Source organism: Chromobacterium rhizoryzae (assembly GCF_020544465.1).
GTDB lineage: Bacteria > Pseudomonadota > Gammaproteobacteria > Burkholderiales > Chromobacteriaceae > Chromobacterium.
Map to the genome: position 1 here is coordinate 4,883,479 of NZ_CP066126.1, position 12,426 is coordinate 4,895,904.

Here is a 12,426-nt window from a genome sequence, read left to right on the forward strand (position 1 = left end):
CTCATTTTCTCAATTTTTGATTAAAAGCCCGAACCAGTAGCCGGATACGGCGGCAAAAAATCCGCCAAAAAGACCGACTATCGATAAATCCTTGAAAAATACCAAAGTCGCACCAAATATCAGGATGGTGAGGACGTATTTGACGGCCTCTGCCCTGAAATGCGCTTTCATCAGTTCCGCGGGAGCGACATGGCGCTTGGCGTAGGCGATTCTGGCGTACACCAGAGCCGGCACCAAGGCCGACAATCCGCCAAGCAAGACAGAAACCGGAACGGCCAGGTTTCCTCCCCCTGCAACCATTCCGATCAGCAGCGCGACCCCCACCAGGGTGCACTGCAGGCGCAGTATACGCTTAACTTCTGGATTAACCATGTTTACCCAGCAAAAAAACCGCCGAATTATAGGCTTCACGCTTGATTTGCGTCAACTTGCCTGTCATTGACATGCTGCGTTGCAACAGTCTCATTTGCTTGAAGTTTTCTGCAGCTTTTCCAACAAGCCTTCCAGCTCGTCCAGCGTTGCATATTCTATGACCAGCCTGCCGTTGCCGCGGTTTGCGTGACGGATGCTGACGCGCGCGCCTATGCGTTCCGACACCTGTTCCGCCAGCCGGCTCACGTCCGGGTCTGTCTGTTTTTGCTGCGGTGCAACTGTGGTTTTTTCCACAGCTTTCTGCTGTACCCTGCGCTCCACCTCGCGCACGGACAGGCCTTTCTCACCCACCTCCTGCGCCAGGCCCAGCTGCTCAACCACCGGCAGCGCCAGCAAGGCGCGCGCATGGCCCATCTCCAGCCGCCCCTGATGCAGCATGGTCTGTACCGGCTCCGGCAGGGCCAGCAGACGCAATAGATTGCTGACCGCGCTGCGCGAACGGCCCACCGCGTCGGCCGCGGCCTCGTGGGTCAGGCCGAACTCGTCGATCAGGCGCTTGAGGCCCTGGGCCTCCTCGATGGGATCCAACTCCTGGCGCTGAATGTTTTCGATCAGCGCCATCGCCAGCGCCGCTTCGTCCGGCACGCTCTTGATCACCGCGGGCACTTCGGACAAGCCGGCCTTGCGCGAGGCGCGCCAGCGCCGCTCGCCGGCGATCAGTTCGTAATCGCCAAAGCCGATTTCGCGCACCACCAGCGGCTGGATCACGCCTTGGGAGCGAATGGACGCGGCCAGTTCGTCCAGCGCGCCCTCGTCCATGAAGCTGCGCGGCTGGTATTTGCCGGGACGGATGCTGTCGATGGGAAGGGAAGTCAATCTGTCGTCCACTGTCTCGGCAGTGGACAGGAGCGCGTCCAGGCCGCGCCCCAATCCTTTTAATTTGGCCATATCGCTTAGACGGAGGGGGTTGTGGTTGCGGGCTCTAGCCTGTCCGCCAGCTCTTGCGCCAGCGCAAGATAGGCTTGCGCGCCGCGCGAGGCGCGATCGTAGACCAGGCCGGGCAAGCCGTGGCTGGGCGCTTCCGCCAGCCGCACATTGCGCGGTATCACGGTGTCGAACACCTTGGCGCCGAAATGGCGGGCCAGTTGCTCGGAGACCTGCTGCGACAAATTATTGCGCGCGTCGAACATGGTGCGCAGCAGGCCCATGATCTCGATCTTGGGATTCACCGCCACCCGCACCTTGCGCAAGGTCGCCACCAGATCGGACAGGCCTTCCAGCGCGTAGTATTCGCACACCATCGGGATCAGCACGCTGTGCGCCGCCACCAGCCCGTTCAGGGTCAGCAGGTTCAGCGAGGGCGGGCAGTCTATCAGCACGTAGTCGTACTGCTCCTCCACCGCCTGCAGCGCGTTCTTCAGCCGCGCTTCGCGCGCCAGCTCGTTGACCAGCTCCAGCTCCGCGCCGCCCAGATCGCGGTTGGCGGGCAGCACGTCGTAACCGCCCTCCTTCGCCGGCTGGCGCGCGTCTTCGATCGAAGCCTCGCCCAGCAGCACGTCGTAGCCGGACAGTTTCAGGGATTGCTTGGCGATGCCGCTACCCATGGTGGCATTGCCCTGCGGGTCGAGATCGACAATCAGCACGCGCCGGCCCAAGTCGGCCAGGCCCGCCGCCAGATTCACCACAGTCGTGGTCTTGCCGACCCCGCCCTTCTGGTTGGCGACCGCGATCACCCTTGAATTCATTGCGCACCCACCCCTTCCAGGCGCATTCTCACCAGGTGCCGTTCGGCATCCAGGCCCGGCACTGTCACCGGCAATACTTCGGAAACCACCGTACCCTGCGGCAACAAGGCGATTTCCTCGTAAGGATAGACACCCTTCATTGCTACATATTGACCGTGATCCGCCAGCAGGTGGCGGGTCAGCTTGACGAACTCGGCCAGCTCGGAAAACGCCCGGCTGGTGATTCGGTCGAACTTCTGTTCCGGCTGGTAGGCCTCCACCCGCTCGGTCATCACCTGCACATTGGGCAGGCCCAGTTCCACCACCACCTGACGCAGGAAGGTGGTTTTCTTATGGTTGGAATCCAGCAGCACCACTTGCAGATCCGGGCGAGCGATCGCCGCCGGAATGCCGGGCATGCCGCCGCCGGAACCGACGTCCAGCAGGCGGCTGCCGCCGTCCAGATGCGGCACCAGGCTCAGGCTGTCCAGCAGATGGTAGCTGACCATGCGCTTTTCCTCGCGCACCGCGGTCAGGTTATAGGTCTGGTTCCACTTGGCCAGCAGCGCCAGATAGCGGTCCAGCAAATCGATTTGCGCGTCGCTCAGTTCCAGTTTCAGCTGCGACAGGCCTTGTTGTAGTTCTGCGTTATGTGTCATGCGGTTTTCGTTGCGTCGGCAAAGCCGCGTTTCAGGTGGACCATCAAAAGAGCAACCGCTGCCGGGGTAATGCCCTGGATGCGCGAAGCCTGCCCCAGGGTTTCCGGGCGTTGCTGGTTCAGTTTCTGCTGCACTTCCTTGGACAGGCCCTTGACCAGACCGTAGTCGATGTCGGCCGGCAGGCGCACGTCTTCAAGGTTGTCGCGGCGCGCCAGTTCTTCGTTCTGGCGGTTGATATAGCCTTGGTATTTGACCTGAATTTCCACCTGCTCGGCAACCGCCTCGTCCGCCACCGCGCCGCCGGCCTCCGGCAGCGTCATCAAATCGGCGTAGGCGACATTGGGCCGCTTCAGCAAATCGTACAGGCTGTATTCGCGCTCTATCGCCTTGCCCAGCAACGCTTGCAGCGCGGCGGCGTCGCTCAGCCGCGCCGGATGCAGCCAGGTGGCCTTCAGGCGGGCCTTCTCCGCCTCCACCGCGTCGCGCTTGCGGCAGAAGCTGTCCCATTGGGCATCGCCGATCAGGCCGTGTTGGCGGGCAATCTCGGTCAGGCGCAGGTCGGCGTTGTCTTCGCGCAACTGCAGGCGGAATTCGGCGCGGCTGGTGAACATACGGTAAGGCTCGGCCACGCCCTTGGTGATCAGATCGTCCACCAATACGCCCAGATAGGCCTCGTCGCGGCGCGGACACCAGCTAGCCTGGTCCCGAGCGAACAGGGCGGCGTTCATGCCGGCCAGCAGGCCCTGGGCGGCGGCTTCTTCATAGCCGGTGGTGCCGTTGATCTGGCCGGCGAAGAACAGGCCCTGGATCGCCTTGGTCTCCAGCGAGGCCTTCAGGCCGCGCGGGTCGAAGTAGTCGTATTCGATCGCGTAGCCGGGCCGCAGGATGTGGGCGTTCTCCATGCCACGGATCGAACGCACCGCCGCCAGCTGGATGTCGAAGGGCAGGCTGGTGGAAATCCCGTTGGGGTAGAACTCGTGCGTGGTCAGACCTTCCGGCTCCAGGAAGACCTGGTGGCTGTCCTTGTCGGCGAAGCGGTTGATCTTGTCTTCGATGGACGGGCAGTAACGCGGGCCAACGCCTTCTATCACCCCGGTGAACATCGGGCTGCGGTCGAAGCCGGAGCGGATGATCTCGTGGGTGCGTTCATTGGTGTGGGTGATCCAGCACGGCAGCTGCTTGGGATGCAGCGCGCGGCTGCCGCGGTAGGAGAACACCGGCTCCGGCGTGTCGCCCGGCTGCTCTTCCATCACAGAGAAGTCGACGCTGCGGCCGTCGATGCGCGGCGGCGTGCCGGTTTTCAGCCGTCCCACCGGCAGGGCCAGTTCGCGCAAGCGCGCGCCCAGCGTGGACGCGGCCTGATCGCCGGCGCGGCCGCCGGTGTAGTTCTCCATGCCGACGTGGATCTTGCCGGACAGGAAGGTACCGGCGGTCAACACCACGGTCTTGGCGCGGAAGGTGATGCCGATGGCGGTGATGGCCCCGGCGACGCGGTCGCCCTCTATCAGCAGATCGTCCACCGGCTGCTGGAACAGCGTCAGATTGGGCTGGTTCTCCAGCATCTCGCGGATCGCCGCCTTGTACAGGATGCGGTCGGCCTGGGCGCGGGTGGCGCGCACCGCCGGGCCCTTGGAGGCGTTGAGGGTGCGGAACTGGATGCCGCCAATGTCGGTGGCCAGCGCCATCGCGCCGCCCAGGGCATCCACTTCCTTGACCAGATGGCCCTTGCCGATGCCGCCGATCGACGGATTGCACGACATCTGACCCAAGGTCTCGATGTTGTGCGTCAAAAGAAGGGTGTCGCAGCCCATGCGCGCGGCCGCCAGCGCGGCCTCGGTGCCGGCATGGCCGCCGCCCACCACTATCACGTCGAAGTTTGTCGGATAAATCATGGCTTTGTCGGTAAAGAGCAAATCGAACGGAAAAACGGCCTATTCTACGCCAAATCCTGAACCAGCGTAAGTCGTTGATTTCAATAAATCCAGCCGGTAACGACGGCGTCAAGCGCCGGTCACCCGATAGTCATATTAAAGACATCGCCGCGTCAAACAAGCTGCCTAGCATGGGACTCACCACAAAAGGGAGCAAAACATGCTGCTAAATGAACAGCTTGCCGTGAGCGCCAAACCGCGCCTAAGCGTGCGCGTGGCCAGTGAAGCGCGGGATATCCGCCGCGCGCAGAAGCTGCGCTTCGATGTGTTCGCCGGGGAAATGGGCGCGGAGCTCGGCTCCCGCGACCTGGGCATCGATTGCGACGAATACGACGAGTTGTGCGATCACCTGATCGTGGAAGACGCCGCCAGCGGCCTGGTGGTGGGCACTTACCGCATGCTGTCCCCGGCCATGGCGCGCCGCGCGCCCAGCCTGTATTCCGAACACGAATTCGATCTGACCCGGCTGGCCCACCTGCGCGCCGGCCTGATCGAAGTGGGCCGCTCCTGCGTGCACCGCGACTTCCGCTCCGGCGCGGTGATCGCCCTGCTCTGGTCCGGCCTCGCCGATTACGTGCAACAGCACGGCGGCCAATACCTGGCCGGCTGCGCCAGCGTGTCGCTGAGCGACGGCGGCCACCAGGCGGTCAGCCTCTATCGCCAACTGGAGGCCAAGCATCTGTCGCCGCCGGAATGGCGGGTGTTCCCCCACCTGCCGCTGCCGCTGGACCGGGTCCGCGACGACGCCCCCTCCGCGCCGCTGCCGGCGCTGATCAAGGGCTATCTGCGCGCCGGCGCCTATATCTGCGGCGAACCGGCCTGGGACCCGGACTTCAACTGCGCGGATTTCTTCATGCTGCTGCCCATGGGGCGGCTGAGCAGCCGCTACAACAAGCACTTCGTCGGCTAGCCGCCGCAGATCGCGCCCCTGGCCGGATGCTACAATCCGGCCATGAGCTACACCTTCGACACGGTGGGCGTGATCCGCTCGCCCTACCGCGAAAAATTCGGCATCCCGCGCCAGCCCTCGCTGGTCAACGCCGCCCGCATCACGCTGGAGCTGCTGCCGCCCTACGACCACCCCGACATGGTGCGCGGGCTGGACGCGTTTTCCCACGTCTGGATCAGCTTCGTGTTCCATCAAACCGCCGAGCGCGGCTGGCAGCCGCTGGTGCGGCCGCCGCGCTTGGGCGGCAACGCCAAGGTCGGCGTGTTCGCCAGCCGCGCCACCCATCGCCCCAATCCGCTGGGCCTGTCCCTAGTGCGGCTGCTGCGCGTGGACACCCAGCCCAAGGTGGTGCTGACGCTGGAGGGCGCCGATCTGCTGGACGGCACCCCGGTGCTGGACATCAAGCCCTATATTCCCTTCGTCGAAGCCCGGCCGGAAGCCCGCGGCGGCTTTGTCGACGGTCCCCCGCCGCAATTGAGCGTGGGCTGGGACCCCGCCGCGCGCGCGCAGCTGGCCGCCGAAGCCGGCCTGCCGGGCGATTTCGCCGCGCTGGTGGAACAGGTGCTGGCCCAGGACCCGCGCCCGGCCTATCAAGACGACCCGCAGCGGGTCTACGGCGTGGCGCTGCACCACTGGAATGTGCGTTTCCGCGTGGAAAAAAACCATGCGCAAGTCATTGAAATTCAGCCGTTGACCCCGAACTAATCTTTTGCGCCCCAGTCATACCGGGGCGATACCAACCACTCAGGAAAAAAGCAAATATGACCACCCGCGCGAAGACGATCATGCTCGCCTTCACCATGGTTTCCATGTTGGCCGCTCCGTTCGCGGAAGCGGCCCGCCTAGGTAAAGGCAAGAGCGCCGGCATGCAGCGCTCGGCCCCCACCCGTTCTTACCAACAACAAGCGCCGGCGCGCCCGGTTGCGCCGCCCGCGCAAGCGCCCGCTCCGGTTCAAGCTCAACCCAAGTCCGGCCCCGGCATCGGCACCGCCGTAGCCGCAGGCGCCGCGGGCGCGGCCGCCGGCTATATGCTGGGCTCCGCCATGAGCGACAAAGGCGGCCAGCAACAAGCGCCGGCCGCGGCCAACGGCAACGCCGATCCGGCGCTGGCGGCGCAAGCCCAAGGTCAGCAGCCGCAGAAGAGCGGCGGCATGCCCTGGGGCACGCTGGCCCTGCTGGGCCTGGTGCTGGCAGGCGGCTACATGTTCTTCCGCCGCAAGGCCGGCGCGGCGCGTCCGGCCATGGCTGCGCCGCAAGCAGCGGGCATGCCGCAGAACATGGGCGGCTATCAAGAACCGGCCCGTTTCGACTCCATCCCGAAAATCGGCTCCGGCCTGGGCGGCGCGCAAGCCGGCTTTGGCGGCGGCGCGATCAGCGAGGCGCCCGCGCGCCTGCCGGACGGCACCGAGACCCCGCACTTCCTGCGTCAGGCCAAGGCCACCTTCTTGCACCTGCAAAACCTGAACAGCACAGAAAGCCTGGAAGAAGTGCGCAAGTACATGACGCCGGATCTGTTCAACGCGCTGCGCGAAGACATCGCCGCCAACACCGAGGTGGCCGATTTCCCGCAACTGGACTGCCAGCTGTCCGAAGCCAGCATGGAAGGCGGCCGCTACATCGCCAGCGTGCGCTTCTCCGGCACGGTCAGCGAGGCCGTGGGCGCGTCGGCGGAGCCGTTCTCCGAATACTGGCACTACATCAAGGACGACAGCACCAACGGCAAGTGGTTGGTGGCGGGCATCCAACAGTAGCAAGCTTCTTAACATCTTTATCCAAACGGGCCGCATGGCCCGTTTTTTATTTTTAATGGCGATGCACTAAACTGGAATGCCGATTGCTTCAGGCAAAAAAACAATACCGGCCGTAGAGTCCGCGCCACGGAGGGCAGCTATTCCATGAAAGAATTCGAGCATGCCGGCTTGAAACTCGGCAGTCACTTCCAGCCTATCTACAGTCTGGCGCATCGCCGCACGATAGGCATGGAAGCTTTGCTGCGCGCCAGACAGGACACGTCCCCGCTGACGCCGGCGGAGGCTTTTTATTCCGTCGTCTCGCCCGAACGCCGCCACCAGCTGGATCTGGCGGTGAGCGAAGCCCATGCCGTCCGTTTCAGCCAGATGCAAAGCGATCATCCCTGCTGGCTGTTTCTCAATATCGACGCCGCGTCCTTATCGCGGCCGGAACGCGCGATGGCGCTGGCCAACGGCATCAAGGCCGCCGGGCTGGACCCCAGCCAGGTGGTGCTGGAAGTGCTGGAACATGTGCTGGAAGTGGACGAGGCCTTGATCGAAGGCGTCAATGTGCTGAAAAGCAGCGGCTTCCTGATCGCCATCGACGACTTCGGCGTCGGCCATTCCAATCTGGACCGCGTCTGCCAGCTGGAACCGGACCTGGTCAAATTCGACCGCCACCTGCTGCGCGCCGCCGTCCACCAGCCGCGCACCCGCAACCTGCTGGCCAAGCTGGTGCGGCTGATGCACGAAATTGGTGCCTTGGTGGTGGAGGAAGGGATAGAAACCGATCAGGACGTGCTGATCGCGCTGGAATCGGGCTGCGATTTGGTGCAAGGCTATTTCGTCGCCCACCCCAGCGATCAGCCGGATCAGGACCACGTCATCACGCCGCGCATCGACGAACGCTGGGACGAGCTGATGGCGCGCGAGCTGCTGAAACGCAAACTGACGCGACGCCAGATCGAGCTGGCGCGGCAATCCTTCGTGCAAAGCGCCATCTCGCTGATGCAAGGCACGCCGTTCGATCTGGCCGCCAAGCCCATGCTGGCGCTGCCGGACGTGGTGCGTTGCTTCCTGCTGGACAGCGCCGGACGCCAGATCGGCCGCAACCTGAACAGCCGCCAGCCGCGGGCCGCCGCCAATCCCAAGTTCGCGCCGCTGGTGGACACCACCGGCGCGGTCTGGTCGCGGCGCAGCTACTTTCAACACGCGGTGGATCAGCCCGGCGTGCTGTATATGAGCGAGCCTTATCTGTCCATGACCGACACCCGCTCCTGCGTCACCATCTCGATGGCGATAGAAATCGACGAGATCATGCACGTGCTGTGCGCCGACGTGCTGATTCCCCAGCACTGACGGCGGCCGCGCCAGGATCAGCGAAACTTCAGGATGTCCTCAGCCGCGGGCTGCGGCGTGTAGGCGGCCTTCAAGGACTCGTCCTCCTCGCCGGCCTCCGGCGCGGCGCCCGGCTTGGGCGACATCTTGATCCGGGCCACTTCCGCCTTCATCGCGGCGCTGGCGCTGGATTGCAGCAATTCGCCGCGCAGTTTGGCCAGCGCCGTTTCCGCCGCCTGGCCGTCGGCGGCGCTCAGGCGCAACTCGTTCTGAGACCGCAACAACAGGCTTTTCGCCTCGGACAGCTCCCGCTCCAGTTCGCCGACCCGGACCTCGGCCTTGTCCATGCGCTCCCGAAACGCCTCCGCCTGCGGTTGCGCCACCGCCAGGTCCTGCGCCTGCTGCGCGGTCAAGGCCAGGGAGGCCGACAACTGGCGGCGCGTGGCGTCCAGTTCCGCCGCCTGGCGTTCGAAAGCGCCGGCGAGTTCGGCGCGCAGATGATCCAGTTCGGCCCGCTCGCGCTCCCAAGCCGCCTGCGCGGCGCTCAGGCTGTCGTTGGCCAGCGCCTTGGCCTGGGTCCAGATAGCCTCCAGCGCGGCCATCCCCGCCTGGCTGACGCCTTCCGGCACCTCGCCGTCCAGGGCCGCCGCCGTCGCCGGCTGCACCCGTCGCCAGTCTTTCAGCACCACGCTGGCGGCGTCCATGTCCACCCCCGCCAGCTGGCGGACCTGGTCGACGGCAGGGTGCCGCTGGCGGCCGGACTTCTCGTATAGTTCCGTCGCCGCCGCGATGATGCGCTCCCGCGCCTCCGCCGATATCTTGCCCGCCTGGTTCATAAAGCCGCGTCCTCGCCCATCTTTGCCAACTGCGTTGCCGGTACCGCCCGGCCAAAACCGGGCGTCAGAAATTGCGCCGAAACGCGAGGTTTCGGCAGCAAGGCAGATTGCAGCAGAAGCGCCGGCGAGCGGACATAGGATTTTTCCTAAAAAACCCAGGAATTCTCCGCCGCCCCGCCGCCGAACAATGAAAAAGCCCGGCCTAAGCCGGGCTTGTGATCGCGGGACATCCGCCTTACTGCGCGATGTCGTTGATGTATTCGAACAAGGTCACCACTTTCTGCACGCCGGAGGTCTCGCTGACCACCTTGGCCGCCGCCGCGCCTTCCGCCTGGGTCACCATGCCCAGCATGTAGACCACGCCGCGCTCGGTCACCACTTTGACGTTGTTCGGGTTATAGCCCTTGCCGTCCAGCAGGCGGGTGCGCGCCTTGCTGGTCACCCAGGTGTCGCTGCTGCGCTCGGAGAAGCCGGACGCCGGCGCCACCACGGTGTAGTTGAACACGCGGCGCACATTGGGGATGCCGCGCGCGGTCAGCTCCGCCTGCTGGCGCGCCTGCTCGCTGGGCACTTCGCCGGTCAGCAACACCGCGCGGTTGAAGCTGGTGGTGTTGACGTGGGCGGACGGCAACAGCTTGCCGATCTGGTCGGCGGCTTTCAATTCTATGCCCTGGTCGTCCACATAGGCGCCGCTGGTGCGGCGATCCGTGGCCACCAAGGCGCCGCCGGCCGCGCCCGCCGCCACTACGCCGAAACAACCGCTCAGAGCGCTGCTGAAGCCAGCAGCCAGCAATACCGCGAATACGCGACGCTTCATCATTCACCTCCCAACAACATGTAATCGATGGTGTCGCACAGGGCGTGGACCATCAGGGTGTGCACTTCCTGAATCCGGCAGCGACGCAGCGCCGGCACAATCAGCTGTATGTCTTCCGGCGACAGGATTTCGGCCACCTTGCCGCCGTCCATGCCGGTCAGGGCGATCACGCTCATGCCGCGCTCATGCGCCGCGTAGATGGCCTCGATCACATTGGCGGCGTTGCCGGACGCGGAAATCGCCAGCAGCAGGTCGTTGGTGTGGCCCAAGGCCCTGACCTGTTTGGAAAACACCATGTCGAAATCGTAATCGTTGCCGATCGCGCTCAAGACCGAGCTGTCGGTGGCCAATGAAATCGCCGCCAGGCCCGGGCGTTCCTTCTCAAAGCGCCCGACCATTTCCGCGGCGAAGTTCTGCGCATCCGCCGCCGAACCGCCGTTGCCGCAGGTCAAAATCTTGCCTTCGTTCATCAGGCAAGCCACCATCTGTTCCGCCGCCGCGGCTATCGCCGGCGACAACAACTCCATCGCCTCTTGCTTGACGGCGATGCTTTCCAGGAAATGCCCGCTGACGCGGTCAATCAAATCCATGGGACATCCTTATCTTTTAGGGTCGGTCGACCCATCGCACTACATGAAAATATTCTGCAACCACTGCGGCTCCGCCTCGCCCACGGTCAATACCGCGTCAAAACGGCATGGCGCGTCTATTCCCTTTTGGGACAGATAGACCTCGGCGGCCAGCATGAGTTTCCTTTGCTTGGCCGCCCCTATGCTGGCGGCCGCGCCGCCGAAGGCCGCGCTGGCGCGATGGCGCACCTCGATAAACACCCAGTAGCGCCCATCGCGCATGATCAGATCGATTTCGCCGCCGCGGCAGGACCAGTTGCGCTCCACCAGCGTCAGGCCCCGCCTCAGCAGCCAGGCCAGCGCCTTGTCCTCGGCAAGCCGGCCTTGAAGATTCACTACGGCTGCTCCACGCTCAGCACCGCCATCGGCAGCTGGCGCTCGAACAGGCGGTCGCGCCCCAGCCTCAAATCGCCGGTGATGCCGTCCAGCCTCAGGCCCAGCGGCTGCCGCGCGCCCGCCAGCAGCACCGCCAGCCGCCAGGCGTCCACGCCCAGCGCGTACAGGCGCTCGGTCTGCATCGTCAACGCCGCCGCCGGCCGCGGATAGCGTTTCACCGCCGGATGCTCCGGCATCAGGAACCAGGGCATGTCTATCACCCTCACCCCGGCCAGCGCCACCGCGCTGCCGCGGCCGTTGAGCTGGGAGGTGCCGTACACCGGCAGTTCCGGCGCCAGCGCGGCCTTGACGATGCCGGCCTCGTGCGCGTCCAGCGCCATGAACACGGCGTCGGCGCCGGCCGCCGCCTGCAGAATCGCCGGCAGGCTGTCCGGCTTGGCTTCCAGCGCCATCGGGGATTTGCCGCGGCTCAGGCTTCGCCATTCGTCGATGAAGGCCTGGCGCAGCCGCTGCGACAGGCTGTCCGCACCGAACAGCAGCAAGGGATTGGCGCGGCCGTCTTCGTACATCAGGCGCGCCACCTGGCGCGCCTCGCCCTCGACGATCAGCGACAGCGAGAACAGCTTCGGATTGGCCGGCACTTCGCGGCCTATCGAGTTCAAAGCCAGCGTAGGCACCGTGACCGCGGGCGCTACCGCGGCGATGGCCCCGCGCGACAGCGGGCCGATCACCACATTGACCCCGCTGGCCAAGGCCTGCTTGTAGCCGGCCACGGCGGTGTCCTCGGACGCCTCTATGGGCACCAGCTCTGCGTTCTGATCCACGCGCGCCGCCGCCTCCACGCCGCTGCGCACCACCGCGGCGGCCTCGCCCAGGGTGGCGGAGCCGGTGGGCAGCAGCAGGCCGACGCGCAGGCGGCCGCCGGCCGGCTGCGGTTTCGCCGCCGTCGCGCTGGCGTCCCGCGGCGCGGTCGCCGGCACGGCCGGTTTCGGCGCCTGCTGGCCCAACAACTTGAGCGGCGCGGTATTGCTTTGGATGATATAGTCCGGGGTTTGCGCCATTGTCGGCGTCAACCAAGTCATCAAGACGCCAACCAACAGCGGAG

At 65.1% G+C, this 12,426-nt stretch carries 14 protein-coding genes; 4 read left to right on the forward strand and 10 right to left on the reverse strand.

Annotation, left to right across the window (positions count from 1 at the left end):
• Positions 1–9: 9 nt before the first annotated feature.
• From JC616_RS22270 to mnmG, 5 genes are all read right to left on the reverse strand, one after another.
• Positions 10–372, reverse strand: a complete 363-nt coding sequence (locus JC616_RS22270) for an ATP synthase subunit I (protein ID WP_048413015.1) — start codon at positions 370–372, stop codon at positions 10–12.
• A gap of 90 nt (positions 373–462) precedes the next feature.
• Positions 463–1,320 (reverse strand): ParB/RepB/Spo0J family partition protein, encoded by an 858-nt coding sequence (locus tag JC616_RS22275; RefSeq protein WP_227105520.1) that lies wholly within the window; start codon positions 1,318–1,320, stop codon positions 463–465.
• Between the two features lie 5 nt (positions 1,321–1,325).
• Positions 1,326–2,117: a ParA family protein gene (locus JC616_RS22280; RefSeq protein WP_107800958.1), complete on the reverse strand. Its 792-nt coding sequence runs from the start codon at positions 2,115–2,117 to the stop codon at positions 1,326–1,328.
• On the reverse strand, positions 2,114–2,755 hold the full coding sequence (gene rsmG, locus JC616_RS22285; RefSeq protein WP_048410014.1) for a 16S rRNA (guanine(527)-N(7))-methyltransferase RsmG: 642 nt from the start codon (positions 2,753–2,755) through the stop codon (positions 2,114–2,116). Before rsmG ends, JC616_RS22280 begins: the two co-directional genes overlap by 4 nt.
• Entirely contained in the window at positions 2,752–4,647 is a 1,896-nt protein-coding gene (gene mnmG / locus JC616_RS22290) for a tRNA uridine-5-carboxymethylaminomethyl(34) synthesis enzyme MnmG (RefSeq protein ID WP_227105522.1), read from the reverse strand. Before mnmG ends, rsmG begins: the two co-directional genes overlap by 4 nt.
• A 199-nt stretch (positions 4,648–4,846) precedes the next feature.
• Here mnmG and JC616_RS22295 point away from each other — a divergent pair, with 199 nt between their 5' ends.
• From JC616_RS22295 to JC616_RS22310, 4 genes are all read left to right on the forward strand, one after another.
• Complete coding sequence (locus JC616_RS22295; protein WP_107800960.1) at positions 4,847–5,596, forward strand: GNAT family N-acetyltransferase; 750 nt, start codon at positions 4,847–4,849, stop codon at positions 5,594–5,596.
• A gap of 42 nt (positions 5,597–5,638) precedes the next feature.
• Positions 5,639–6,340 carry a tRNA (N6-threonylcarbamoyladenosine(37)-N6)-methyltransferase TrmO gene (gene tsaA / locus JC616_RS22300; RefSeq protein WP_227105524.1) on the forward strand — a complete coding sequence of 234 codons (702 nt, stop codon included), beginning with the start codon at positions 5,639–5,641 and terminating at the stop codon, positions 6,338–6,340.
• 56 nt (positions 6,341–6,396) lie between these two features.
• Complete coding sequence (locus tag JC616_RS22305; protein ID WP_107800962.1) at positions 6,397–7,386, forward strand: Tim44 domain-containing protein; 990 nt, start codon at positions 6,397–6,399, stop codon at positions 7,384–7,386.
• A gap of 144 nt (positions 7,387–7,530) precedes the next feature.
• The gene (locus JC616_RS22310) at positions 7,531–8,724 is read left to right on the forward strand and encodes a sensor domain-containing phosphodiesterase (RefSeq protein ID WP_107800963.1); all 1,194 of its coding nucleotides are present in this window, start codon (positions 7,531–7,533) and stop codon (positions 8,722–8,724) included.
• A 17-nt stretch (positions 8,725–8,741) separates the two neighbouring features.
• On the opposite strand, the gene JC616_RS22315 is transcribed toward JC616_RS22310, so the two are convergent.
• The 5 genes from JC616_RS22315 to JC616_RS22335 form a co-directional block, all read right to left on the reverse strand.
• Positions 8,742–9,539 (reverse strand): DNA-binding protein, encoded by a 798-nt coding sequence (locus JC616_RS22315; protein ID WP_227105526.1) that lies wholly within the window; start codon positions 9,537–9,539, stop codon positions 8,742–8,744.
• 235 nt (positions 9,540–9,774) lie between these two features.
• On the reverse strand, positions 9,775–10,356 hold the full coding sequence (locus tag JC616_RS22320; protein WP_227105528.1) for a BON domain-containing protein: 582 nt from the start codon (positions 10,354–10,356) through the stop codon (positions 9,775–9,777).
• The gene (locus tag JC616_RS22325; protein WP_107800966.1) at positions 10,356–10,946 is read right to left on the reverse strand and encodes a phosphoheptose isomerase; all 591 of its coding nucleotides are present in this window, start codon (positions 10,944–10,946) and stop codon (positions 10,356–10,358) included. The genes JC616_RS22320 and JC616_RS22325 overlap by 1 nt, the downstream gene beginning before the upstream one ends.
• A gap of 39 nt (positions 10,947–10,985) precedes the next feature.
• Positions 10,986–11,321: a YraN family protein gene (locus tag JC616_RS22330; RefSeq protein ID WP_107800967.1), complete on the reverse strand. Its 336-nt coding sequence runs from the start codon at positions 11,319–11,321 to the stop codon at positions 10,986–10,988.
• On the reverse strand, positions 11,321–12,403 hold the full coding sequence (locus tag JC616_RS22335; protein WP_227105530.1) for a penicillin-binding protein activator: 1,083 nt from the start codon (positions 12,401–12,403) through the stop codon (positions 11,321–11,323). Before JC616_RS22335 ends, JC616_RS22330 begins: the two co-directional genes overlap by 1 nt.
• Positions 12,404–12,426: the final 23 nt, after the last annotated feature.